This window comes from Aliirhizobium cellulosilyticum (genome assembly GCF_014198105.1).
Taxonomy (GTDB): Bacteria; Pseudomonadota; Alphaproteobacteria; order Rhizobiales; family Rhizobiaceae; genus Neorhizobium; species Neorhizobium cellulosilyticum.
The window spans coordinates 1,116,933-1,141,800 of the sequence record NZ_JACIGW010000001.1; the positions used below are offsets into that span (position 1 = coordinate 1,116,933).

General features: G+C 58.1%; 23 protein-coding genes. 15 read left to right on the plus strand and 8 right to left on the minus strand.

Annotation, left to right across the window (positions count from 1 at the left end):
* Nucleotides 1–59: 59 nt before the first annotated feature.
* The 5 genes from ftsZ to ligA all read left to right on the plus strand — a co-directional run bounded on the left by ftsZ (nucleotide 60) and on the right by ligA (nucleotide 8,128).
* Nucleotides 60–1,814: a cell division protein FtsZ gene (gene ftsZ, locus GGE33_RS05225; RefSeq protein ID WP_183821481.1), complete on the plus strand. Its 1,755-nt coding sequence runs from the start codon at nucleotides 60–62 to the stop codon at nucleotides 1,812–1,814.
* 307 nt (nucleotides 1,815–2,121) lie between these two features.
* Nucleotides 2,122–3,081 (plus strand): UDP-3-O-acyl-N-acetylglucosamine deacetylase, encoded by a 960-nt coding sequence (lpxC, locus tag GGE33_RS05230; protein WP_183821482.1) that lies wholly within the window; start codon nucleotides 2,122–2,124, stop codon nucleotides 3,079–3,081.
* 216 nt (nucleotides 3,082–3,297) lie between these two features.
* Nucleotides 3,298–4,140, plus strand: coding sequence for an outer membrane protein assembly factor BamD (locus GGE33_RS05235; protein ID WP_148147621.1), 843 nt, complete (start codon nucleotides 3,298–3,300; stop codon nucleotides 4,138–4,140).
* 27 nt (nucleotides 4,141–4,167) lie between these two features.
* Nucleotides 4,168–5,841: a DNA repair protein RecN gene (recN, locus tag GGE33_RS05240; RefSeq protein WP_183821483.1), complete on the plus strand. Its 1,674-nt coding sequence runs from the start codon at nucleotides 4,168–4,170 to the stop codon at nucleotides 5,839–5,841.
* Nucleotides 5,842–5,962: 121 nt separating this feature from the next.
* Nucleotides 5,963–8,128, plus strand: coding sequence for an NAD-dependent DNA ligase LigA (ligA, locus tag GGE33_RS05245; RefSeq protein ID WP_183821484.1), 2,166 nt, complete (start codon nucleotides 5,963–5,965; stop codon nucleotides 8,126–8,128).
* Between the two features lie 3 nt (nucleotides 8,129–8,131).
* On the opposite strand, the gene GGE33_RS05250 is transcribed toward ligA, so the two are convergent.
* Nucleotides 8,132–8,671, minus strand: coding sequence for a GNAT family N-acetyltransferase (locus tag GGE33_RS05250; RefSeq protein WP_183821485.1), 540 nt, complete (start codon nucleotides 8,669–8,671; stop codon nucleotides 8,132–8,134).
* 273 nt (nucleotides 8,672–8,944) lie between these two features.
* Between GGE33_RS05250 and GGE33_RS05255 the strand changes: the two genes are divergently transcribed.
* Nucleotides 8,945–9,556 carry a 3'-5' exonuclease gene (locus GGE33_RS05255; RefSeq protein ID WP_246435740.1) on the plus strand — a complete coding sequence of 204 codons (612 nt, stop codon included), beginning with the start codon at nucleotides 8,945–8,947 and terminating at the stop codon, nucleotides 9,554–9,556.
* Between the two features lie 76 nt (nucleotides 9,557–9,632).
* The gene (locus GGE33_RS05260; RefSeq protein WP_183821487.1) at nucleotides 9,633–10,142 is read left to right on the plus strand and encodes a CreA family protein; all 510 of its coding nucleotides are present in this window, start codon (nucleotides 9,633–9,635) and stop codon (nucleotides 10,140–10,142) included.
* A 74-nt stretch (nucleotides 10,143–10,216) separates the two neighbouring features.
* On the opposite strand, the gene GGE33_RS05265 is transcribed toward GGE33_RS05260, so the two are convergent.
* Entirely contained in the window at nucleotides 10,217–10,546 is a 330-nt protein-coding gene (locus GGE33_RS05265) for a hypothetical protein (RefSeq protein ID WP_183821488.1), read from the minus strand.
* Nucleotides 10,547–10,797: 251 nt separating this feature from the next.
* On the minus strand, nucleotides 10,798–11,265 hold the full coding sequence (locus GGE33_RS05270) for a chemotaxis protein CheW (RefSeq protein WP_112503741.1): 468 nt from the start codon (nucleotides 11,263–11,265) through the stop codon (nucleotides 10,798–10,800).
* 187 nt (nucleotides 11,266–11,452) lie between these two features.
* On the opposite strand from GGE33_RS05270, the gene GGE33_RS05275 reads away from it, so the two are divergent.
* The 3 genes from GGE33_RS05275 to GGE33_RS05285 all read left to right on the plus strand — a co-directional run bounded on the left by GGE33_RS05275 (nucleotide 11,453) and on the right by GGE33_RS05285 (nucleotide 13,277).
* On the plus strand, nucleotides 11,453–11,611 hold the full coding sequence (locus GGE33_RS05275) for a hypothetical protein (RefSeq protein WP_183685872.1): 159 nt from the start codon (nucleotides 11,453–11,455) through the stop codon (nucleotides 11,609–11,611).
* 100 nt (nucleotides 11,612–11,711) lie between these two features.
* Nucleotides 11,712–12,311 (plus strand): SCO family protein, encoded by a 600-nt coding sequence (locus GGE33_RS05280; RefSeq protein WP_148147628.1) that lies wholly within the window; start codon nucleotides 11,712–11,714, stop codon nucleotides 12,309–12,311.
* Nucleotides 12,312–12,398: 87 nt separating this feature from the next.
* Nucleotides 12,399–13,277 (plus strand): 50S ribosomal protein L11 methyltransferase, encoded by an 879-nt coding sequence (locus GGE33_RS05285; protein ID WP_183821489.1) that lies wholly within the window; start codon nucleotides 12,399–12,401, stop codon nucleotides 13,275–13,277.
* A 184-nt stretch (nucleotides 13,278–13,461) separates the two neighbouring features.
* On the opposite strand, the gene GGE33_RS05290 is transcribed toward GGE33_RS05285, so the two are convergent.
* Nucleotides 13,462–13,635, minus strand: a complete 174-nt coding sequence (locus GGE33_RS05290; protein ID WP_183821490.1) for a hypothetical protein — start codon at nucleotides 13,633–13,635, stop codon at nucleotides 13,462–13,464.
* A 291-nt stretch (nucleotides 13,636–13,926) separates the two neighbouring features.
* Between GGE33_RS05290 and GGE33_RS05295 the strand changes: the two genes are divergently transcribed.
* Complete coding sequence (locus GGE33_RS05295; protein ID WP_183821491.1) at nucleotides 13,927–15,762, plus strand: aminopeptidase P family protein; 1,836 nt, start codon at nucleotides 13,927–13,929, stop codon at nucleotides 15,760–15,762.
* On the opposite strand, the gene GGE33_RS05300 is transcribed toward GGE33_RS05295, so the two are convergent.
* From GGE33_RS05300 to pncA, 3 genes are all read right to left on the minus strand, one after another.
* A complete protein-coding gene (locus GGE33_RS05300) occupies nucleotides 15,763–16,086 on the minus strand; it encodes an AzlD family protein (RefSeq protein ID WP_183821492.1) in 324 nt (107 codons plus the stop codon).
* 13 nt (nucleotides 16,087–16,099) lie between these two features.
* A complete protein-coding gene (locus tag GGE33_RS05305; RefSeq protein ID WP_148147632.1) occupies nucleotides 16,100–16,828 on the minus strand; it encodes an AzlC family ABC transporter permease in 729 nt (242 codons plus the stop codon).
* Between the two features lie 198 nt (nucleotides 16,829–17,026).
* The gene (gene pncA, locus GGE33_RS05310) at nucleotides 17,027–17,653 is read right to left on the minus strand and encodes a bifunctional nicotinamidase/pyrazinamidase (RefSeq protein WP_183821493.1); all 627 of its coding nucleotides are present in this window, start codon (nucleotides 17,651–17,653) and stop codon (nucleotides 17,027–17,029) included.
* 171 nt (nucleotides 17,654–17,824) lie between these two features.
* Here pncA and GGE33_RS05315 point away from each other — a divergent pair, with 171 nt between their 5' ends.
* From GGE33_RS05315 to GGE33_RS05325, 3 genes are all read left to right on the plus strand, one after another.
* Nucleotides 17,825–19,312, plus strand: coding sequence for a hypothetical protein (locus GGE33_RS05315; RefSeq protein WP_183821494.1), 1,488 nt, complete (start codon nucleotides 17,825–17,827; stop codon nucleotides 19,310–19,312).
* 224 nt (nucleotides 19,313–19,536) lie between these two features.
* Nucleotides 19,537–20,760: a YeeE/YedE family protein gene (locus GGE33_RS05320; protein WP_183821495.1), complete on the plus strand. Its 1,224-nt coding sequence runs from the start codon at nucleotides 19,537–19,539 to the stop codon at nucleotides 20,758–20,760.
* A gap of 424 nt (nucleotides 20,761–21,184) precedes the next feature.
* Nucleotides 21,185–22,591, plus strand: coding sequence for a DUF2778 domain-containing protein (locus GGE33_RS05325; RefSeq protein ID WP_246435741.1), 1,407 nt, complete (start codon nucleotides 21,185–21,187; stop codon nucleotides 22,589–22,591).
* Nucleotides 22,592–22,622: 31 nt separating this feature from the next.
* Here the strand turns inward: GGE33_RS05325 and GGE33_RS05330 are convergent, their stop codons facing one another.
* Nucleotides 22,623–23,768 carry an amidohydrolase gene (locus tag GGE33_RS05330; RefSeq protein WP_183821496.1) on the minus strand — a complete coding sequence of 382 codons (1,146 nt, stop codon included), beginning with the start codon at nucleotides 23,766–23,768 and terminating at the stop codon, nucleotides 22,623–22,625.
* Between the two features lie 291 nt (nucleotides 23,769–24,059).
* Between GGE33_RS05330 and GGE33_RS05335 the strand changes: the two genes are divergently transcribed.
* Nucleotides 24,060–24,806 (plus strand): alpha/beta hydrolase fold domain-containing protein, encoded by a 747-nt coding sequence (locus GGE33_RS05335; protein ID WP_183821497.1) that lies wholly within the window; start codon nucleotides 24,060–24,062, stop codon nucleotides 24,804–24,806.
* Nucleotides 24,807–24,868 lie beyond the last annotated feature (62 nt).

Here is a 24,868-nt window from a genome sequence, read left to right on the forward strand (position 1 = left end):
GAATTGGAAAAGAATTGGTCAGCTCGGCGACGCGACCAAAAGCAGAAGGAAAAGGTACAATGACGATCAAGCTGAACAAGCCTGACATCACCGAGCTGAAGCCTCGGATCACTGTTTTCGGCGTGGGTGGCGGCGGCGGTAACGCCGTCAACAACATGATCACTGCCGGGCTCGAAGGCGTCGATTTCGTCGTAGCCAATACCGATGCCCAGGCGCTGACCATGACCAAGGCCGAACGCATCATCCAGATGGGTGTGCAGGTCACCGAAGGTCTCGGCGCCGGTTCGCAGCCGGAAGTCGGCCGTGCTGCCGCCGAGGAATGCCTCGACGAGATCATCGATCATCTCAACGGCACCCACATGTGCTTCGTGACCGCAGGCATGGGCGGTGGTACCGGTACCGGTGCTGCTCCGGTCGTTGCGCAGGCTGCCCGCAACAAAGGCATCCTGACCGTCGGCGTCGTCACCAAGCCGTTCCACTTCGAAGGCGGTCGCCGCATGCGTCTGGCCGAGCAGGGTATTCAGGAACTGCAGAAGTCGGTCGACACGCTGATCGTCATTCCGAATCAGAACCTGTTCCGTATCGCCAATGACAAGACGACCTTTGCCGACGCATTCGCGATGGCCGACCAGGTTCTCTATTCGGGCGTTGCCTGCATCACCGACCTGATGGTCAAGGAAGGCCTGATCAACCTCGACTTCGCTGACGTTCGCTCTGTCATGCGCGAGATGGGCCGTGCAATGATGGGTACGGGCGAAGCTTCCGGTTCGGGCCGCGCTCTGCAGGCTGCCGAAGCCGCGATCGCCAACCCGCTGCTCGACGAGACCTCGATGAAGGGCGCTCAGGGCCTGCTGATCTCGATCACCGGTGGTCGCGACCTTACTCTCTTCGAAGTCGACGAAGCGGCTACCCGTATTCGCGAAGAAGTCGATCCGGATGCCAACATCATCCTCGGTGCGACCTTCGATGAAGCACTTGAAGGCCTCATCCGCGTCTCCGTCGTTGCAACCGGTATCGATCGCGCTCATGGCGAAGTCGACCTGCGTGCCGCTGAAATGCGCGCCGCTCAGAAGCCGATTATCCGTCCTTCCGCGGCCGTTGCTCCGGCTCCGGCCGCAGCTCAGCCTGTCATGATGCAGGCCCCCCAGGCACCGAAGGCTGCCGACCCGATCGCAGAGACTATCCGCCAGGCGGAAGCTGAAATGGAACAGGTTCTTGCAATCCCGACGCCCGTTGCTCCGGCACCACAGCCGCAGCAGGACGAGTTCCGTCCGCAGAGCCGTCTCTTCGCAGCTCCGGTTGCAGAAGCTCCGGCTCCCGCACCGGTCATGACCCGTCCGGTTCAGCCGGCACCTCAGCCGGCTCCGGCTTACCATCAGCCGGCGTCCGCCGCTGCACCGGTTATGAGCCAGCCGGCTCCTCGCATGGCACAGCCGGTTCAGCATGAGCCTGTTTATCGCGAACCTGTCATGGAGCCGGTTCGCATGCCGAAGGTGGAAGATTTTCCGCCGGTCGTGAAGGCTGAGATGGAACATCGCGCCCAGGCGACGGCCCATGTTCAGGAAGAGCGTGGACCGATGGGCCTCCTGAAGCGGATCACCAATTCGCTCGGTCGCCGGGAAGAGGAAGAGCAGGTTCAGTCGGACATGACGGCTTCGGCTCCTGTTCCCCAGCGTCGTCCGCTTTCGGCAGAAGCCAGCCTCTATGCCCCGCGTCGCGGCAATCTCGATGACCGTGGGCGTGTTGCTCCGCAGGCGAGCCACGAGGACGATCAGCTCGAAATTCCGGCCTTCCTGCGCCGCCAGTCGAACTGAGTTAACGGCGTATAACAAAGTTGAAGAGGCCCGGGTGATCAGCATCCGGGCCTTTTTAAGTTGAGCATATTAACTGTGGAAAAATAACCTTTCCAATCAGATGTTTACGCGATGAAAAGTATGTCGCGGCCAAGGATGGTGACGTTGTTAGAAAACCGTAACAATCCGAAACGAACAGTGATTTGGAAACAGCGTAGAGCATGCGTATTTAGTCGCTGACAGAGTTGGAACAATTCGTTCGTTTCAACGGAATGCGAATACGGACCTGCTGATCACGGGTGCGACGGAATCAAGAAGGCTTACGTTAATGACAATTGGATTGCTCGGATTTCAGGCAACGATTGCTGCTCCGGTTACGTTGAGCGGCATCGGTGTGCATTCCGGAGCGCCGGTGATGATTACGTTCCAGCCGGCGGAAGCCGGAACCGGTATTGTGTTCAGCCGTAATCTCGAAGACGGCACTTCGGTCGAATATCGTGCCGTGTCGTCGCAGGTCGGCCCGACGGATCTCTGCACCGTGCTCGGCGTGTCGCCAGTCAAGTGGGTTGCGACCATCGAGCATGTCATGGCTGCGCTCTATGCGATGGGCATCGACAACATCATCGTCGAAGTCGATGGTGCCGAAATGCCGATCATGGACGGCAGCTCCTATCCCTTCATCGAGGCGATCGAACAGGTCGGCACGGTCAATCTCGGGATCAAGCGTCGTTACATTCGCGTCATCAAGCCGGTGCGAATCGAATCAGGCGCATCCTGGTCCGAGTTCCGCCCCTATGACGGCACCCGATTCGAAGTGGAAATCGATTTCCCGTCTTCGTTGATTGGTCGTCAGAGCTGGAAGGGTGACCTGAGTGCTGCAACTTTCAAGTCCGAGCTTTCGCGCGCCCGCACCTTCGGCTTCATGCGTGATGTCGAGCGTCTGTGGGCTGCAGGTTATGCACTTGGGTCTTCGCTGGAAAACTCGGTCGTGATTTCCGACGATGAAACTGTCGTGAACGTCGAAGGCCTGCGTTACGCCAAGGATGAGTTCGTTCGTCACAAGACGCTGGATGCCGTTGGCGATCTGGCTCTTGCAGGAGCGCAGTTTATTGGTTGCTACCGCTCCTATCGCGGCGGACACAAGATGAATGCAAATGCGCTGAAGGCTCTTCTGAGCGACTCGACCGCCTATGAAGTGGTCGAGGCCCCGTCTTCTGTTGCCACACGTGTTCGTGCTGGTGAGTTCGTTCCCGTCAGCATGACGGAATGTGCTCCCTGGTTTGCCTGAATTTTATAATCTCCGTCAGACTGGCCGTTCCGCAAGGAGCGGCCTTTTTCTTTTCATAAAAGGCACTTGCTGGCCGCGATCGCCACAAAAATGCATTAATGCCGACCCATTGCGTTGCCCTGACCATGCTTTTATGGCTAGTACGCCGCTGGGCACGAGTAGTTTCACGCGGGGACGATCAGGGACTGTCGGATGGCTGATGGAAAGTCTGTAGAAATGCGTAGCTTTACGAGGATCGGCCTCCTGGCGATTGCACTCATCGGGACCGGGGTTGGCTTGGCTTCATGCCAATCCGACAAGGACATCGATATAACGAAGCTTGGCTTCGAAGCCGAGTCCCCGGAGATATTGTATAATCAGGGCCTTGCGAACATGAAGGCCGGCAACATGGCCGAAGCTGGGCGCAAGTTCGACGCTATCGACAAGCAGAACCCGTTTACCGAATGGGGCCGCAAGGCGCTTGTGATGAGCACTTTCGTCAAGCAGCGCATGGGCCGTAACGACGATGCGATCTCGGTCGGTAACCGTTATCTCAGCCAGTATCCGAAGTCGCAGGACTCGGCCTATGTCCAGTATCTGGTTGGCCTTTCGTATTCCAAGCAGATTTCCGACGTGACGCAGGACCAGAAGGCCGCGGCAAATACGATCGCTGCGATGAGCAAGGTCGTAAACGATTATCCGAACTCGGAATATGTCGAGGACGCGCAGGCGAAGATTCGATTCGCGCGCGACCAGATGGCCGGCAAGGAAATGCAGATCGGCCGTTATTATCTCGAGCGTAAAGAATACCTTGCCGCCATCCAGCGTTTTCGCAATGTTGTCGAAACCTATCCCAACACCAATCAGGTGGAAGAGGCTTTGGCGCGTCTGACCGAGACCTATTATCGTATGGGCATCGTAGAAGAGGCGCAGACGGCTGCAGCGGTGCTTGGACGGAACTATCCGGACAGCCAGTGGTATGCCGATAGCTACAAGCTGCTGCATTCGGGTGGTGTCGAGCCGCGCGAAAACAGGGGGTCCTGGATTTCGCGCGCCGGTGCCAAGCTCATCGGCGCCTGAGAGACCAGAGGTCAATAACGAGGCTACATGCTGATCCAGTTGTCGATCCGCGATATCGTTCTGATCGAGCGGCTCGATCTCGGTTTCGAGGCCGGGCTCTCGGTGCTGACGGGTGAAACCGGCGCCGGGAAGTCCATCCTGCTCGATAGTCTTTCGCTGGCACTTGGTGGTCGTGGTGACGGTGGTCTCGTGCGCCATGGCGAAGACAAAGGGCAGGTAACGGCCGTCTTCGATGTGCCGGGCCAGCACGCTGCACGAAAACTCCTCAAGGAAAACGGCATCGATGACGATGGCGATCTGATCTTCCGCAGGATCCAGTCGGCGGACGGGCGCACGCGCGCGTCGATCAACGACCAGCCGGTCAGCGTGCAGTTGATGCGGCAGGTCGGCCAGGTGCTCGTGGAAATCCACGGCCAGCATGACGACCGCGCCCTGATCGACACGAATGCACACCGCATGCTGCTCGATGCCTTTGCGGGCTTGTCCGACGAGGTGCAGCAAGTCAGCGGTCTCTATCGCACATGGCGTGATGCCGAGCGTGCTTTCAAGGCGCACCGCGCCAAGGTGGAAGCTGCGGCCCGCGAGGCCGATTATATCCGTGCCTCGGTCGAAGAGCTGGAAGCGCTTTCGCCGCGCGACGGCGAAGAGGAAGAGCTCGCCGAACATCGCTCGAAGATGCAAAAGTCCGAGCGAATTGCCGGTGACATTTCCGAGGCTTCAGAATTCCTCAACGGCAATGCCTCACCAGTCCCGATGATTGCGTCCATGGTGCGCCGTCTGGAACGCAAGAGCCATGAGGCGCCAGGTCTTCTGGAAGAGACTGTGGAGCTTCTGGATCAGGCGCTCAATCATCTCTCGAATGCGCAGATGGAGGTCGAGGCGGCGCTTCGGCGCACTGAGTTCGATCCGCGTGAACTGGAGCGCGTCGAGGAGCGGCTTTTCGCTCTGCGCGCCGCTGGCCGCAAATATTCTGTCGCCGTGGTCGATCTGCCGGCGCTGGCCGAAAAGATGGTGGCTGATCTCGCCGATCTCGATGCCGGTGAAGAGAAGCTCGGGCAGTTGGAGAAGATCGCTGCCGCTGCCAAGGAAGAGTTCGATCGCGCAGCCGCTGTGCTTTCAGATAAGCGCAAGGCTGGTGCCGAATCGCTTGCTGCCGCCGTCATGGCCGAACTGCCGGCATTGAAGCTTGAGCGTGCACGCTTCATGGTCGAGGTTACCGCCGATCCCGAGACGGCTGCTGCCGAGGGGATTGATACGGTCGAATTCCACGTGCAGACCAACCCGGGCACGCGCCCCGGCCCGATCATGAAGGTGGCTTCGGGTGGCGAGCTTTCCCGTTTCCTGCTGGCGCTGAAGGTGGCTCTTGCCGACCGCGGTTCGGCACCGACTTTGGTATTTGACGAGATCGATACGGGTGTCGGCGGCGCGGTGGCCGACGCCATCGGTCAGCGTCTGAAACGGTTGTCATCGACGGTCCAGGTTCTTTCCGTTACGCATGCGCCGCAGGTGGCGGCACGCGCTGCGACGCATCTCCTGATCTCGAAGGGACCGGCGGCCGACGGTTCCGAAAAGATCGCTACGCGCGTTGCGACCATGGCTCCTGAACATCGCGCCGAGGAGATTGCCAGGATGCTCTCCGGTGCTTCTGTGACTGACGAGGCTAGGGCTGCTGCCGCGGCGCTTTTATCCGGCAGCGGCTAACACCGGCTTTCGATATTTGACGGCCTCAAGATCGTGGCGTGTTTTCCACTCTCCGAGATGACGTGGTTCTTCCAATCCATGGTGATTGCACTAGAAAAGCGGTGAAGATGGAGATTCCCGCATGGCCGCCGATCAGACCCCAATCGAAACGCTGACCGAACAGACGGCTGCTGCCGAACTGGAGCGGCTGGCGAAAGAGCTGGCCCATCACGACGAACTGTACCACGCCAAGGATGCGCCGGAGATTTCCGACGCCGAGTACGATGCACTGAAGCGTCGAAACCTTGCCATCGAAGAGCGCTTTCCGCAGCTTATCCGCTCGGATAGTCCTTCGATCACTGTCGGTGCCGCACCACTCGCCACCTTTGCTCCGATCACCCATGCCCGGCCGATGCTGTCTCTCGACAACACGTTTTCCGACGAGGATGTGCGCGATTTCGTCAATTCGGTCTATCGTTTCCTCGGGCAGCTGCCAGATAACTCGATCGCCTTTACAGCCGAACCGAAGATCGACGGCTTATCCATGTCGATCCGCTACGAAGAAGGTGTTCTCGTCAATGCTGCCACGCGCGGCGACGGGACGACAGGTGAAAACGTCACCGCCAATGTGAAGACGATCAAGGAAATCCCTCAGCGCCTGCCCAAGGGCGTACCAGCAGTCGTCGAGGTGCGTGGTGAGGTCTATATGGCCAAGAGCGACTTTCTGGCGCTCAACGCAGAGATGGAGGCGCAGGGCAAGCAGCTTTACGTCAATCCGCGCAACACCGCGGCAGGCTCCTTGCGACAACTAGATGCCAAGGTGACCGAAAGTCGTAAACTGAAATTCTTCGCCTATGCCTGGGGGGAGATTTCCGAGCCAAACGACTTGCCGAAGAGCCAGTACGAGATGGTGCAGACCTTCAAGGGTTGGGGCTTTCCGGTGAACCCGCTGATGAAGCGGCTGAATTCGGTCGATGACGTTCTGGCGCATTATCACGAGATCGGCCTTGCCCGCCCTGAACTCGATTACGATATCGACGGCGTCGTCTACAAGGTCGATCGGCTTGATCTGCAGGCCCGCCTCGGTTTTCGCTCGCGTTCGCCGCGCTGGGCAACCGCACATAAGTTCCCGGCGGAGCAGGCGTTCACTACCGTCGAGAATATCGATATCCAGGTTGGCCGAACCGGTGCGTTGACGCCGGTTGCGCGACTGACGCCGATTACTGTCGGCGGTGTGGTTGTCACCAATGCGACGCTGCACAATGCCGATTACATCGAAGGTATCGGCAATTCCGGCGAGCGCATCCGTGAGGAAGAGCACGATATCCGCATCGGCGATACAGTCATTGTCCAGCGGGCAGGGGATGTCATCCCGCAGGTGCTTGACGTGGTGATGGAGAAGCGCCCGGCTGATGCGAAGAAATACGAGTTTCCTACCAAATGCCCGGTTTGCGGCAGTCATGCGGTACGCGAGAAAAATGAAAAGACCGGCAAGCTCGATTCGGTCACACGCTGCACCGGCGGTTTCGTCTGCCGTGCGCAGGCAACCGAACACCTGAAACATTTCGTCTCGCGCAATGCCTTCGATATCGAGGGGCTGGGCACGAAGCAGGTGGACTTCTTCTTCAAGAGCGAAGATCCTGCACTGCAGGTTCGCACTGCGCCCGACATATTCACGCTGAAGAAGCGGCAGGAATCTTCGCCGTTGATAAAGCTCGAAAACATCGAGGGTTTTGGCAGGGTCAGCGTCAGAAAACTGTTCGATGCGATCGATGAACGCCGTTCGATAGCGCTCAATCGCTTCATCTATGCACTCGGTATCCGCCATGTCGGCGAGACGACAGCAAAACTGCTTGCCCGCCATTACGGCACTTATGAAGCATTCGATCGGGCGATGAAGGATGCGTCATCACTGACCGGTGACGCGTGGCAGGACCTGAACAATATCGAGGGCATTGGTGAGATCGTCGCCCGCGCCATCGTCGAATTCTTCAAGGAGCCTCGCAATCTCGATGTCATCAATCGATTGCTCGAAGAGGTGACGCCGCAGGCTGCGGAGCAGGTTGCAGCGTCCGACAGCCCGGTGGCGGGCAAGACGGTCGTATTCACCGGTTCGCTAGAGCGGTTTACACGCGACGAAGCCAAGGCTCGTGCTGAAGGCCTTGGGGCGAAGGTGGCCGGTTCCGTATCGAAGAAGACCGACTATGTCGTCGCTGGCCCCGGCGCCGGTTCCAAGCTCGACAAGGCTCGGGAACTCGGCGTCGAAGTGATGACGGAGGATGAGTGGCTCACCTTTATCGGTGGCTGATCGTCAGGTTTTGATCCGTGCCATGCAATAGGCATCGACATAGCTGCCGTCTCGAAAAGCGAATTCCTTCATGAGGCCTTCGGTGACGAACCCGTTCTTCTCATAGAGACGGATGGCTGGTTCGTTGTCCGTATAGACCGTCAGTTCGACGCGACGCAGGTTGAACCAGTTGTCGGCAAGGGCGAGGACTTCTCCTATTAGCGCTCGGCCGATCCCCTTGCCGACATAGGCATCGTGAACACCCATGCCGATACTTCCGACGTGGACACGACGATTGGAGAGCCGCGTCAATCCGGCATCCCCGACAATCTTGCCGTCGAGGAGAGCGATCAGGCTCGTGGCGTTTGCCGGCTGACTTTCAATACCCTTGCGGATTTCATCCGGCGTGTGGTGCGGGGTGCGCAGCGTGCCGTACCGATAGCCCGGGAGATTGTGCAGCGTCACTATTCCTTCGGCATCTGACGGCCGTCTTGCCCGTATGACGAGGTTTTGGGGCCAGGCTGCATCTTTCGCCAATGGTGGAGGATTTTCAAGTTCGCTCATGTCGCTCTCTTTGGTTTGCCCAAGCAGAGCGGAACGATGCCGACCCTGCCATCATGAGGCAGGGTGGTGGACGGATGCCGGCTAACGCGCCAAACCCGCCACTCGCCCTGCAGGGCGAATGGTCACGGTCATATGGGTAAGGGCGATATAGCTGATCATGATCCGGATTTGGCCATGAATGTGGAAACAGGTCAAGCTGCCACATATGCGGCTCTTTGCCGAATCGCGTTGTCCGGCCTAAAAGCGACGCAGTCGTCCAACCGGAATTTCAGCTTGAAGACCATCGCGATCGATTTCGAAACCGCCAACGAGCAGCGTGGAAGCGCCTGTTCGGTAGGGCTTGCGTGGATCGAAAATGGCAGGGTGGTTCGCGTCGAAGAACGTTTGATCCGGCCGAAGGACATGCGGTTTTCGTCTTTCAACATCGGCATCCACGGCATTCGCCCAGAGCAGGTCGAGGATGCCGGTGAATTTCCGGAAGTGATGGACGAATTTGCCGACGATTTTGCCGGTGCGACGATGATCGCTCATAATGCGGCATTCGACTTCAGTGTCTGGCGCGCCTGTCTCGATCAATACCGCCAGTCTTATCCGGAGCTTTCCTATCTCTGCAGCGTCAAGATGGCTCAGAAGGTGTGGCCTCATCTGATCTCGCACAAGCTGAATATCCTGGCGCAGCATCTCGGGCTGAATTTCCTTCACCATAACGCGGCAGAGGATGCCGCCATCTGTGCCGAGGCCACGATCGCGATCGCATCGACGTTGAACCTGTCCGAAATCCGCGATGTTCCCGCTGCGATCGGGATGAAAGCCGGCCGGCTGTTCTCCAGCGGTTACGAAGCGTGTACTCTGCCCAAACGGTCTGCTGTTTTGATCGGCAGGTGAATAATCCGCAGCCGTCTTGCAAGCTGTCTGCAGCACCTTATCTCTGATCGCGGATCGTTGACCGGAGATTTGCCTCATGCCCCGCCTGAACCGCCGCATTGTCTCATTCGTTTCTGCCATTGCTATTCTGACCGGGCTTGCGGCTGCGCCGGCTGTCGCAGAAGTGGTTGGCAAGGTCGGCGTTGACTGGATCGGCAATGATATCATCGTCGAAGCTGTGCCTGATCCGCAGGTGAAAGGTGTCACCTGCCACGTCACCTATTTCGATCGCAGTGTGATCGACCGGTTGAAGAACGGGAACTGGTTCGAAGATCCGTCGAACAATTCCATCGCTTGCCGTCAGACCGGGCCGATCGAGATCGGCGACATCGAGCTCGATAAGGGTGGCGAGGAAGTGTTTCGTCAGGGACGGTCGCTGATCTGGAAGGACCTGCTGGTCAAGCGCATTTATGACAAGACCAATGACACGCTGATCTATCTGGCGCATTCGCGTCAGGTGGTGGAAGGTTCTGCCAAGATGGCGATTTCCACGGTGCCGCTTTACGGCCAGCAGATAAACTGGACGAAGGGCAAACCAGCTCCTTGAAACCGTGCCCCAAATCACATGAGAAAAGCCGGGCGTGACATGCACGTCCAGCTTTTTGTTTGACCGAATTTTCGTTAGCGGATGTACACGACCTTGCCGCCATCTGCGGCTGTCTGGATCGCGATGACGTTGGCCAGTTCGACATTCTGCATTGTTAGCGCATCAGCCAAACCCGGGTCGGATTGCAACTCCGCCTGAGCATTCTGGATCACGTCCGGGCTCGGATTGCTTACAGACTGAGGCAGGCGGCTGCCATTGCCAGAACTCGGATCATTGGTCACATCTACCACTGTGACACCGGCAGTCGATGTGGCAGGATTCTGCATATCCATCGTCTGGGCAGACGCACCGGCTGCGAAGGCGGAAGCGGAAATAAGTGCGGCAAGTGCAATAGCCTTTTTCATGGCAATTCTCCTTGTTGTCGTTTTCTTTCACGCGACGAAGAACATTTCTTCGTTGCATCGTGTCTGAGTTGACAAGCACCAAACCGCCTAGCTTCCCGGAAGGTTTCATAAAAATAATTATATTTTGCAATAACTTGCTGTTCCATCACATGCGAGTGAGACACGAACTTCTGAAGTGATCCGAAACAGAAAACGCCCGGCGTGATTGTTCACGCCAGGCGTTCTTGCAAACTGTAGACCGGTTAAGGAACTCAGGCGGCTTCGCGCGATAGTTCGTCGGCGATGACAGTGTCGAGGTTCAGGAAGCAGACCATGGTCTTTTCCAGGGCAACGATACCGCGGCAGAAGTCGCGCTGGGCTTCAGGAATGATTTCCGGCGCCGGCTGTAGGTCTTCGCTCTTGATGGTCATCATGTCGGAAACCTGCTCGACCAGCAGGCCGACAAGCTTGCCGCCGATGTCGGTGACGATGATCGCGGAACGCTCGGATGGTTCCGTCATCTTCATGCCGAGGCGGCAGGCCATGTCGATAACCGGTATAACCGCGCCGCGCAGGTTGATGAGGCCGAGGACATAAGGCGGGGTATGCGGCATCGGGGTCACCGGCGCCCAGCCGCGAATTTCGCGGATCGCCATGATGTCGATGCAGAATTCCTGGTCTCCGAGATGAAACGAGACGATCTCGAGATAGGCGCCGGACTGCTTTATCGCATTGCTCATATCAGAACTCTTCCGTTTGGCTGAAAAGCCCGGACATGCGGGGCTTCTGGAATCATGTTGAAATGATCATTGCCGCCCAGAAGTGAAAAACCGGTGAATCTTCTGGTGTAACCGGGTTAATTTCGATCTGCGACATAGGGCAGCAGGCTATCTGTTCAGTCCGTTCCCGTTCGTATAAAACGGCAGCATGCAAACAAGCGCCAGCCATCACTTTGCTCTGCCCGCGACCCTCCTTATCGGGATTGCCGTGCTTGGACTGTCGCTTGCCGGCTTTTGGGGCTGGATCAACTACGGTTCTTCCATCCTCCTTGCGGCGGGGGAGACAGCCCTTTCCTGGTGCCTTTGATCTTGTGGCTCCCTTGCTGGACTACGGGATGTTGAATTGCGCCGGTGAGCGGTTGTGTCTATGCCTGAGGCATTCTTCCTTTGAATTAAGAGACTAACCCATGAAAAGCCTTCGGATTGCCCTCTGGATTGCGGTCTTTGCTCTTGCGGGTGTTCTGGTGTGGTTGACGCTGGAGGTAACACGGCAAAAGCAGGATCTGGCCGAAGGGCCGTTTGGTGTCCCGTTCCGTCTGGTTGCGCAGAATGGCCAGCCGATTACCGAGCAGGCTTTTCGTGAAAAGCCCACCGCTTTGTTTTTCGGCTTTACACATTGCCCGGAAGTCTGCCCCACAACCTTGTTCGAGCTGAACGGCTGGATGCACAAGGTCGATCCCGACGGAACCAAGCTGAACGGCTATTTCGTCAGCGTCGACCCCGAGCGCGATACGCCGGAGGTGCTCGGCCTCTATGTCTCCAATGTTACCGATCGCATCAAGGGTATTTCAGGACCGCCCGCCGACGTTCTTGCTATGATCAAGGGCTACAAGGTCTATGCCAAGAAAGTGCCGGTCGACGCAGCCGATCCCAATGGTGACTACACGATGGATCACACGGCGTCGGTTTTCCTGCTGGATCAGGGGGGCCGGTTTGCGGGCACGATCGCCTATGGTGAAAATGCCGAAACGGCAGAAAAGAAGCTGGCAAATCTGATCAAGGGTTGATTGGCGGCGTTTGGGTGCGTTGCCGGTTGAATGGCGCAGGGCTTCTGTGGCAATGGTCTGCGCAACAATCAGCTGAGAGAGAAGACCGTGAGCGAGATCCGCCTCTACGTGACAGTCAATGAAGTAACGGCAGGCGAAGTTCTCGACCTCCTTTCGGATGTCTTCGGTGAAGAAGACTTCGCGATCGCCACCACGGAGGTGGATGAGAAGCGCGATATCTGGGAAGCCTCGGTCTATATGATGGCCGACGAGGAAGACGCAGTTCGCGAACGGATTGCGGATGCGCTTGCCGAGCCATTTCCCGATTTGTCCATTGCCCGTGAAATTATTCCCGATGTCGACTGGATCGCCAAATCGCTCGAGGGGTTGAAGCCGGTTCGTGCCGGCCGTTTCATCGTTCATGGCTCGCATGATCGCGACAAGGTTCGCGAAAACGATGTCGCAATCGAGATCGATGCGGGGCAGGCTTTCGGCACAGGTCATCACGGCACGACCGCTGGCTGCCTGGAAGTGATCGATAAGGTTCTGCGCGCAAGGCAGGTCAGGAATGCGCTCGATCTGGGAACCGGCAGCGGTGTGCTGGCGATCGCTGTGCGCAAGGTCAGGAAGATCCCGGTTCTTGCAACTGATATCGATCCGGTCGCGGTTCGCGTGGCGCGGGAAAACGTGAAGCGCAACGGTATTGCGTCGGGTATTCGGGTCGAGACTGCACCGGGCTTCCACTCTCCGGCTTTTCGTGAGGATGGGCCGTTCGATCTGATCATTGCCAATATTCTTGCTCGTCCGCTAATGAAAATGGCGCCGGAGCTTGGCCATCATCTGGCGCCGGGCGGATCGGTAATCCTTTCGGGAATTCTGGCCGCACAGCGCTGGAAGGTGATCGCCGCCTATAATGGTGCAGGCATGCGCCATCTCTCCACGATCTGGAAAAACGGCTGGGTGACGATGCATTTCACCAATCGGTGATATTGCGTCTCTGCATTGCGCTGAGCGCATGGCGTCAATCCGATATGCTGCAAAACAAAAGGCGACGCTTGCGCGCCGCCGTTTCAGGCTTTTCGGCCTGGATGCCCACGAGCGCAAGGGAGGAATTGCTGCTCAAGCGGGCTTTATTTTCGTCAGAGCCGTTTAGCTCCTCGCGATCCTCAGATCAAAAGAAGCAGGGGGTTGCGCCCTTGCGGCGAAGCTCTTCGCGGCTTGTGCCGAGGTTCTTCAAGGTTTCGTCATCAAGGCTCATGAGAGCGCCGTTAACGTAGCGGGAAACCTGCTTTTCGCGGGCCTGGGCCATACGGTTCATCGCATTGCGGAACATGGAGTTTGCCATTGATTTCGTCCTTCGCTGTGTTGTCTCATTTGGTATGGCTGGAATATATGCTTCATCGAGTTGCACAGTGAGTAGGCTTCGATCATTGGTGATATGCGCTCAATGCATGGTTGCGCGGTTTGATGCTTCAATATTTGGCATTTCGTTTAAGGCGATCCGCGTGCCGCCAGGAGGTTTCAATCTTCGACCTCTTGTTTTGCCGCATGTGTCTCGCGCAAAACCGCTGCACACTTTCGTTCGACATGCTTTAACGTGGATGTTCAACGGAATCGCAGCATTGGAATGGCAGCCATGTTTCAGTCTTTCGACAATAAGTCCTCTCCCCAATATGGTCGCGAGCGCGTCGCGGCGCTTCGCGCTCGCTTCGCGGATCTCGGTATTGATGGTTTTCTCGTGCCGCGCGCTGACGAATACCAGAGCGAGTATGTTCCTGAATCCGCCGAGCGGCTGTCCTGGCTTACCGGATTTACCGGTTCGGCGGGCATGGCGCTTGTCACGCAGAAAGAAGCAGTTGTTTTTGTCGACGGCCGTTATGTGACGCAGGTTGCCGAGCAGGTCGATGGCAGCGTGTTCACCCCCGGTGATCTCGTCAATGAGCCGCCGCATCTCTGGCTCCGCTCGCATGCTCAGCAAGGTTTTCGTCTCGGTATCGATCCCTGGCTGCATGGCGGCCAGGAGGTGAAGAGGCTTGAGAAGGCGCTGGAGGAGATTGGCGGATCGCTGGTGCTTCTTCCCGAAAACCCACTGGATACCGCCTGGGTCGATCGTCCGGCCGAGCCGCTTGGCGCAGTTGCCGTTCAGCAGGAGGCTCATGCTGGAAAATCGGCGGCGGAGAAGATCGCGGAGATTGCAGCCGGTCTGAAGGCGAAGAATATCGCTGCCGCCCTGATCGCCGATCCGTCTTCGGTCGCCTGGATCTTCAATATTCGCGGTGGCGATGTTGCGCATACGCCGCATCCGCTGTCGCGCGCGCTAATTGCCGCGGATGGCAAGGCAGAACTCTTCATCGATGAACGCAAGCTTGGCGATGAGGCCCGCACCCACCTGCAGCCGCTCACAAGCATCAAGCAGCCTGCAGCGCTGATCGAACGGATTGGCGCTTACGCCGCCGATGGCGGTCGTATCCTTGTCGATCCTGAGCTGACGGCACTCGCTTTGATCACCGCCATAGAGAGCGCGGGTGGCGTCGTGGTCGAGGGGACTGACCCCGCACGCCTGCCGCGCGCCATCAAGAATGCGGTGGAGCTGAAAGGCTCGGCCGACGCGCATGTGCAGGATGGCGTTGCCATGGTGGAGTTTCTTTATTGGCTGGATCAGGCCAAACCCGGATCACTCACCGAAATCCAGGCGGTCGAGGCTCTTGAAGCGGCGCGTGCGCGCGTTGGCCAGAACCTGCAGAACCCTCTGCGTGACGTCTCTTTCGACAGCATTGCAGGAGCCGGTGAACATGCGGCGATCATGCACTATCGCGTCACCCGCCAGAGCGACCGCGAGATTGAAGAAGGCGAACTTTTCCTGATTGATTCAGGTGCGCAGTATATCAACGGCACCACCGATATCACGCGCACGGTGGCGATCGGCAATGTGCCCGAGGACCGCAAGCGTTTCTTCACGCTGGTGCTGAAAGGCATGATCGGTATCAGCACGGCACGTTTTCCCAAGGGCACGCGTGGTTGTGACCTTGATCCTTTGGCGCGCATCGCGTTGTGGAAGGCGGGTGGCGATTTCGCCCATGGCACGGGCCATGGAGTTGGATCCTATCTCTCCGTGCATGAGGGGCCGCAGCGTATTTCGCGGCTTGCCACGCAGGAGTTGTTGCCCGGTATGATCCTATCGAACGAGCCGGGTTATTACCGTCCCGGTCATTACGGCATTCGTATCGAGAACCTGATCTTCGTTCGTGAAGCAGAGGAGATCGTTGGCGGCGACATGCCGATGCGCTCTTTCGAGACGCTGACCTGGTGCCCGATCGATCGTCGCCTGGTTGTCGCTTCGTTGCTGACGGAGGAGGAGCTGGAATGGCTGAACGCGTATCACGTCACTGTGCGCGAAAAGCTGCTGCCGCTGATCACCGATGCGGCGGTGCGGGCATGGCTTGAAGCCGCTACCGCACCGGTTGGTGCCTGATCAGATACCGAGATCGAACCCGTAACGGGCGGCCATCACGGCCGCCCAGCCAATGACCAGGATTGTGAGGCCGGGGAAACGCAGCCCTACGACCAGGGCAACAGCCATGGCAATCTTGATGTCCCAGCCGCCATAAACGAATGGCGGCGCGACCAGCGTCGTCAGTACCGCGGCCGGCACGGCGTTGAGTGCCGATTCCACCCGTGGCGGGATGCGCTTCATGCTACTCATCAGCACATAACCGCCGACACGCGTTAAATAGGTGGCGATTGCCGCGACCACGATCAGCATGGCCGTGCCCGAATTTATGGAAAAGGCGTTCATTTCGCTTTCCATGTCACATCGCCTCCCTTTCTATTTCCGAGACGTCCGGCTCCTCGTGCACTTTTGGTGGTGGCAGGATGGCGGCAATCAGGATGCCGAGTGCTGCGCCGACGCTGATATGCCAGGGCGAACCGACGACGTGGAAGGCGACGACCGAACCGAGAGCGCCGGCCAACATGACGGGAAAGAAGTTGTGACGGCCGCGGAACCCCATGGTCAGTCCGAGGAAATAGATCGGCAGGAGAACATCGATGCCAAGTGCTTTCGGATCACCGATCATGCGGCCGAAAAATGCGCCGATTATCGTTGTCAGTATCCAGGACACCCATACGACCGCGCCCATTGCGAAATACCAGCGAAACGTCGCCGGTTTTCCAGCATCTTCGCGTTTTACCGTCTCTGCGAATTGCGGATCGACGAGCAGGAAAAAAGCAAGCCAGCGCTGGATGTGCGGATAACGGCCGATGACAGAAGCGAGTGCCGCGGAATAGAGGATATGGCGAAAGTTTACTGCCAGAATGGACAATACGATGACCCATGCGGCGACGTGATGGCCAAACAACTCGATGCCGACCAACTGGCTGGCACCACCATAGACAAGACCGCTCATAAGGGCCGCTTCTGCAATGCTAAAACCGTTGTCGACCGCAATGGCGCCAAAAAGGATGCCGAAAGGGGCTGATGAAATCGCCACGACGGCGCCTTTCTTCAGCCCGTTAGTCAGTTGCTCTCGTTTGTCCATACTCTGTTCCGGCTGCATGACGGCTCCCGCATAGCTGACCGAGCAGAATGAGCACTCTCCAGTCTACTCCCTAGATCATGTGCGTGTAGAAGCAGCCGCAGTTACACGCAATTGAATTGCGTTTATTCAATTCATCGATTTTGTTGATAATGTCCGGGCAGGGCCATTCGCCATGCTTAGAGGCGAAAAAGTTACGCCTTAGTCGGCGAGGATAACTTTACTGGTGACGATATCGACGCCGCACTCACGCATTTCGGAGATTGCGTCTTTTATTGCCTGCGGATCGATACCGCGACTTGCGTCAGATATGAACCGGACGTTGACGTTCGGCAGCATATCACGGGCGTCGAGAGCCGAGAACTTGACGCAGTAGTCGGTCGCAAGGCCGCAGATGTCTAATTCGGTTATCTGCTGGGCTTTGAGATAACCGGCGAGCCCGGTCAAGGCGGCATGGTCATTGTCACGAAAGGCAGAATAGCTATCAACGGCCGGGTTTTCACCCTTCTGCTGTATGTAGTCGATCTCGCTTACTTCAAGATCAGGATGGAACTCCGCATCTGGGGTGCCCTGCACGCAATGATCCGGCCACATCACTTGAGGCTGGCCGGAGAGTTCACCCATCTCGAAAGGTTTTTTACCGAGGTGCTGTGAGGCAAAGCTGCCATGATTGGCGGGATGCCAATCCTGGGAGGCCACGACTACGTCATATCCGCCATCGCGAATCAGGCGATTGGCAATGGGGATCACCGAATCGCCGTCTGGTACGGCCAGGTTTCCGCCCGGGCAAAACCCGTTCTGCATGTCTATCAACAGCAGTGCTTTCATGACGCTCTCCCGCGTTTTCCGATAGCAGAATGCCAAGCCACAATTCCATGATCAAGAAAATTGTTCAAGAAATTCATGGTGATCGAATAAGTGTCTATAAGGAAGCTAAATTAGAAATAGCTTATTAAGCATGTTGCGAAATGATTGGTTATCCGAACTGGAGGGGTCGCCATGAAACGCCTTGTCTTTCCCGCAATTGCCTTGCCTATAACGCTTGTCTCAAGCCTCTACAGTACTGCGGCGCATTCCCAGTCGGCACCCCTCGTCAATGTGTGCTCGGGCCTCAGCGTCGATCTTCCGGTGCTTCAGCCAGTGACCACGGGCATACTGGACCCGTTGCTCAATCCGTTGGCATCTCTGATCGATCTCAATATTGCCGGGGCACTGAGTGGCCAGAATATCGGTCTCAGTGTTCTGGATACCAACGGCCAAGCTGTCAGCAGCGCGGACTGCGGTCTGGCTGCCGACTCGATCGATATCGATGACGCGCGGGGCATCTCGATGGGCGGCGGCAGCCTCAGTGGGCTTGGTGGAGCTGGAAATGCGGCATCTGTTGCGGGAGAGGTGAATTCGGTCGCCATCGGTAACGGTGCAACAACTAGTGCGGCTGCGGCGAATGCTATCGCACTCGGCCTGCGGGGCACGGTGACTGCCGCAAACGGCATGGCACTTGGTGCGGATGCGAATGTAAGCGCCGCCGGTGGTGTCGCACTTGGTTCCGGTTCGGTGGCATCACGTGCAGGCATGGGAGGCGCCACCGAACTCTTCTCGGGGACCGCAGTCTCGTCCACCGCCGGTGCCGTTTCTGTCGGTACAGCGGGTGGAGAGCGTCAGATCACCAATCTCGCGGGTGGTACGGCCGACACCGATGCTGTCAACGTTCGGCAGTTGCGCGCCGTGAGCGATACCGTCACCACCGGCCTTGGGGATGTTGCCATCGCTCTTGGTGGCGGATCTACCTACAACAGCAGCACCAATGTCTTTACCGGGCCGAGCTATACGTTGCGCGGCAACACCTATACCGATGTCAATTCGGCGCTCCAGGCGATCAACTCCTTTATCGGCGGCGCGGGCACCAACGGGGCTCTGGCTGCCAACAACACGAGTGGTCTGCCGAATGCAGTTGCAACCGGTGCCGACGCAACGGCCGTAGGCTACGGATCCAGCGCAGCTCATGCCAACAGCACTGCGATCGGACGTGGGGCGACCACCACCCGCGCAGGTCAGGTTATGATCGGAACCTCGACAAATACCTATACGATGCCGGGCGTGACCTCGGTCGCGAGCCGGGCGGCACAAAGTGGGCCGACGCAGGTTCTGACGACCGATGCAGCGGGCAATATCGCGTCGGCCAATATCGACGTTAACCGGATCAGTTCTGACATTTCCAATCTGCGCGGCGATGTGTCCAGCTTACGCCGGGAAACCCGCAAGGGCATCGCGGCTGCGATGTCGATGACGGCTGCACCGAAGCCCTCCGCACCGGGTAAGACATCCTGGTCGACGAATATTGCCGGATATCACGGCGAGATGGCCACCAGCTTTGCTGTCGCCCATATGTTCGACAGCAACTACCCGGTCATCTTTGATGCCTCGGTTGGTTATTCGCCCGGCGGTGGAGCACCCGGCGTCCGCGTCGGTCTTTCCGGCGAGTTTTGACAGCAGTTCTCAGAACCCCTGCCGAACTGGTATTCCCCCCGCCATTCGGCTCGTTCCACCCCGCGATCCCCTCGCGGGGTGGAATGCTTGGTAGTCTGATTTCGACTGCACACTTCGTCTGGTGTGGAAATATATTCTTCAGTGCGAAGCCGCGGTAAAAATGTCTACCTCGTAACATCCTGGCGATGCCGCTACCTACAGCGCAAAATCAGGAGCTTAATTTTATGACGATTTCCTCTTCGATGGGCTCGGGAGCGCCGACGGCGTCGCCTCTTGGAGCGCCAGGTCTCATTTCCCTCGTCGTGCTCGTTGCGGGTACGCTGGCGCTCGGCGCAGTTTATGGGCCGGCTCAGGGCGCGCTGTTTCTCGTCGGTGGCGCTCTGGGAATTTCTCTTTACCATGCCGCTTTCGGTTTTACCTCGGCCTGGCGGGTCTTCATCGCCGAGGGCAGGGGGCGCGGCCTGCGCGTCCAGATGATCCTGCTTGCACTTGCCGTCATTCTGTTCTTTCCGTTTCTGGCGAGCGGAACACTGTTCGGCAATGAAGTGCGCGGCAATATTTCCCCGGCCGGCATCGGTGTTATTGTCGGCGCCTTTATGTTCGGCGTGGGTATGCAGCTTGGCGGCGGTTGCGCTTCCGGCACTTTGTTCACCGCCGGTGGCGGCAATGCGCGCATGCTGGTCACGTTGTTTTTCTTTATCGTCGGTTCGCTGATCGCGACGCTGCATACCGCATGGTGGGCGGCGCTGCCTTCGTTGCCGCCGACAGCGTTATTTCAGACATTCGGTGCCGCCGGCGGTATCGCCGTGTCTCTCATCATTTTCGGCGCAATCGCCGCGATTACCGTGGTGGTGGAGAAGAAGTGGAACGGCGCGCTGGAACAGGCGCCGCCATCACCGCGGCAGGGCTTTGCACGATATCTGCGCGGACCCTGGCCGCTTGTGTTCGGTGCGGTCGCGCTGGTCACCCTCAATTTCGCGACGCTTGCGATCGCAGGGCGGCCCTGGGGTGTTACCTCGGCCTTCGCTCTGTGGGGTGCCAAGGGGGCACAGTTGATCGGTATAGATCCGGCTTCCTGGCCCTATTGGCAGCAGCCGGGTAATGCCAAGGCTCTGGCATCGAGTGTTTTTGCTGATGTCACCTCGGTCATGGATTTCGGCATCATTGCAGGCGCCATGCTGGCTGCAGCTCTTGCAGGCAAGTTTGCACCCAATCTCGATATTCCGTTGCGCTCGGTGCTGGCGGCGGTCATCGGTGGTCTGCTGCTGGGCTACGGTGCCCGGATTGCCTATGGCTGCAATATCGGTGCCTATTTTTCCGGGATCGCCTCTGGGAGCCTGCATGGCTACCTTTGGGCTGTCGCTGCGTTCGCGGGCAATGTTGCCGGCGTAAAGCTCAGGCCCTGGTTCTTTAACAAAGGTCGAGCGATCCGTCGGATCGACGGCTGATAAAATATCGCTGTTTCTGACAAGTGACGGCCACGTATATCGTGGCCGTTTTTCATCACGGGTCTTTTTTATTGTGCCGCTGCACAGCGTCGCATCCCCAGCGATTTATTCCCGTTGCCTTGTATAACCGGGTTTTTGTCGCTAAACAGCAACAGTCGTCAGCTTGACCGCCTTAATCGCCGAGGCCAGAAACACAGCCTTGCCGCATTTTGGCTAAACTTCCGACGGCATGCGCTTTTATGAGCGCCATCGAAACTGATCGGGGCGGCGTAAAGACATTGGTTACCATAATCGTTCATTCTCTCACCCATTCGCAGAGTGGCTTTGCGCGGAATCATTCCTCTTCGGAAGGCCACTCCAGTCTGGCAGGCGAGGCGCTTTTTGCGGCCTTTGCAGTGATGAGTAACGGTTCGGGTAACGAGTGATGGTGCGTAGGGTCGAAGCCTCCACGAAGCGGAACAAGGTCTCGAAGCGTCCGGCGAAGCGCAAGCACGGCCGTTCGATCTTTATGAATATGGCTATTGGCATCGGGCTCACCGCTTCGGCGTTGATCGGTGCTTCGGCGATTACCGTGGCAACTGCGGTAAAGCCTGCCCGGGATATGCATTTTCAAACCGCTCTTCTTTCGCCTGCTGTCGCGGGTGAGCATTTGACGCGTGATCGTGCCGACAGAACGCTTGACGTTGCGAAATTCTCCAGATTGCCCGGCCAGTCACTGGCTGAAGCCAAGGGGAGCCGTCTGGCCGGGGCAGAGGCTGCTGCCTTGGAAGCGCTGCGTCCTGAAGGTTCGACCGTCAGCCAGGCGCTCCATCATGCCATGGCGAAAGCGGCCCGCAAGGTTGAGAACGAGCAGCAATTTGCGGCTCTGACGACCAGGCGTCCGGCTGCCACCGCGATCAGGTCCGCGCTCGCCCAGGCAATGGAAGATACTGTACTGGTCGCACCGCGCGGCGATAGCGCGATGCCCGACATGATTCAGGATGCGGAAAACGTTACCAATGTTGCCGCGCTGAAAGACATGAAGCCCGTCGAAATGGCTTCGCTCGATACTTCGGACAGCGATGACGCCACCGTCAGTTCGCCATCGGTCGAAATCACACAGGACGTCGTGGCGCTCGCTGTTCCACCTGCAGCCGACATTTACGCACTTCCCAAGGCAGGTCCGTTGCCGGTAATCCGGCCTGCGGCTGGCATGCGCGGCGATGACGCCAAGCCTGCCGTTCGGGCTAATGCTCTGGCTGCCATCGCATCCGTTGCACCTCAAAAACCCAGCAAGCCTGCGGGGGATGACAAGCCGACGGTGCTTGCATTCGCCAAGCCCGACAACCCGATGCGCGAGGAGCCGGAAAGCCCAGCCGCGCCTTCGCCCAAATGGCCAGGTCTCGGCACCAAGGTTGCGATCTACGACATCACCAATGGTGTCGTGCACATGCCGAACGGAACCAAGCTTGAGGCGCATTCCGGCATCGGTAGCATGCGCGACAACCCGAAATTCACCCATGTGAAGATGCGCGGCCCAACCCCTCCGGGTACCTACAAGCTTTCGATGCGCGAATCTCTCTTCCATGGCGTCGCCGCAATTCGCCTTACGCCGACGGACGGAAAGCCGCCACAGGGCCGCACCGGGCTTTTGGCACATAGCTTCCTGCTTCGTGTTCGGGGCGATTCGCACGGCTGCGTCGCATTTGCCGACTACGATCGCTTCCTCAAGGCATTCCAGCGCGGTGAGATCACTCACATGATCATCGTGCCCAAATGGGATGGCAAGCGCCCCGGCTCGGGTTCTGGCGGCGGCTTCATGGCCAAGCTGTTCGGCAACAACGACGCATAAAAAACGGAGCCTTTTGGCTCCGTTTTCGTATTTAGCCAAGTGTATCGCGCACGGCACGGAGGAAGATTTTCGCGCCGATCGGGATAAGGTCATCCGGAAAATCATAGTTCGGATTATGCGGCGCGGGGTGATCTTCACCAGCGCCGAGAAACAGCATGGCCGACTTGGATACGCCGCCGAAACGGCCAAAATCTTCCGAAGCACGAAAACCTTCGCCGGGCTCATGGGTGACGCCTTCGGCATCCATTGCCGCACGCAGTATATCGGCAGCATTGGCATCGTTGACACAATGGCCGAACACTTCCTGGTATTCGATTTCAAGCTTCAGTCCTGCCGTCTCGGAAGCCTCACGCGCCATGGTTTCAGCTTTTCCGACAAGCGCCGCCATCTGGTCGTCCGTCGATGTGCGCAACGTTACCCAGATCTCGCCATAGCCCGGAGCGACGCCGACTGTCGGCTCTCCGATCGCCGCATGGGTGACGGTGGCGCGGACGAGATTGCCTTCCGATACCGTGCCCGTCGATAGGGCATTGAGTGCCGGCATCAGGGTTGCAACGGCAGTGACAGGCGAAGTGCCTGTTTCGGGATAGGCGGCATGGGCGGTCTTGCCAGACAGAATGATTTTCATGCCGCGCGAAGCGCAATTGGCCGGGCCGTCCTTCAGCCAGACATGGCCGAAAGGAACACCAGGCATATTATGCTGGGAGAGGCTGAAATCAGGCGTCAATGCGGCGAATTTCTCGTCGGCGATGACGGCTGCAGCACCGGCGCCGTTTTCTTCTGCCGGCTGAAACAGCAGGATGGCGCGGCCGCTTTTGGGGCGTTCACGGCCGAGCACGCGGCCAATGGCGGCAAGCGTCGCCATATGGCCGTCATGGCCGCACATGTGGCTCTTGCCGGGAATTCTCGATCTGTAATCCGGATCGCCGAGTTCCTCGATCGGCAGGGCGTCGAGTTCGGCGCGGATCATCATGGTCTTTCCAGGTTTGCCGCTGTCATAGATTACCGCCACGCCGGTTCCGCCAAGTCCTTCCACAATCGCGTCTGGCTCGGTCTGGCGCATGAAGCGGACGACTTCTCTCGCAGTCTCCACCTCTTCTCCGGAGACTTCCGGCATGGTGTGAAGATGGCGGCGCCAGGCCGTGGTTTCGATTATGTCGTGATTGGTGAGAGACATGAACGTGCTCCGTATTCTCGGCTGGGAAAGAGACCTAGCGAACAGTTTTGAAAGGAGCAATGCGGCGAGAAAACTTCGCGCCTGAAATCTTACAGCAATGATTGGAGCCTCAACTCGTATCTGCTCTATCTGTTTCTGAAGGAATGACATGTGACTGGCTTCGGTTTTTCAAGGTATCTGTCCACCGCCCGTGTGCTGTCGGGGGTGGCCTTGTTTACGGCTGCAATGGCGGCTTCCGCTCACGCACAGCAATTTGGGCGGCAGGTCGGGATGCTAGCGAACGGAGGAGGTGTGGAGCGCGATGTTGCCTATGGCTCCATGGCCGAGCAACGCATGGATGTCTATTTGCCACAGAACGCGCAGAGATCACCGATCATAGTGATGGTGCATGGCGGTGCCTGGGCGTTCGGCTCGAAATCCGCTCCGGGCGTAGTCGACAATAAAGTCGCACACTGGTTGCCGAAGGGATTTATCTTCGTTTCTGTGGAGACAAGGTTGGCCCCTGCCGCTGATCCGGTTGAGCAGGCGACTGACGTCGCGGCTGCAATGGCGATGGTCCAGCGCCGCGCTGCGTCATGGGGTGGCGATCCTTCGAAGATGGTTCTGATGGGACATTCGGCCGGTGCTCATCTTGTCGCACTCGTCTCTGTCGATCGTTCTATCGCCCAGAAGGCGAGCGTGAAGCCATGGGCAGGAACCATAGCGATCGATAGTGCAGCCTACGACGTTTCGTCCATCATGGAGCGGCCGAACCATCCCCGATTTTATGATCAGGCATTCGGAAGCGATCCCCGTTTCTGGAAAATAGCTTCTCCGACGTTTTATGCTGGCTCAAACATGCCGCGCATGTTGCTGGTATGCTCCAGTCTTCGGAGCGATTCTTGTCCTCAGGCAAATGCTTTTGCCAGAAAATCCGGCGGACAGGCGAGGGTTCTTCCGGTTTCCCTGCGCCACATGGCGATCAACCGTACGCTCGGGCTTGAAAGTGATTACACGCGCCAAGTCGATGCGTTCATAAATTCAATCGTCGCGAGATAAGCCTCGCCACTGCTTCACGCTGGCAGCAAGAGTACAAGCGGTAAGAGGCGTGGCGACTGCCG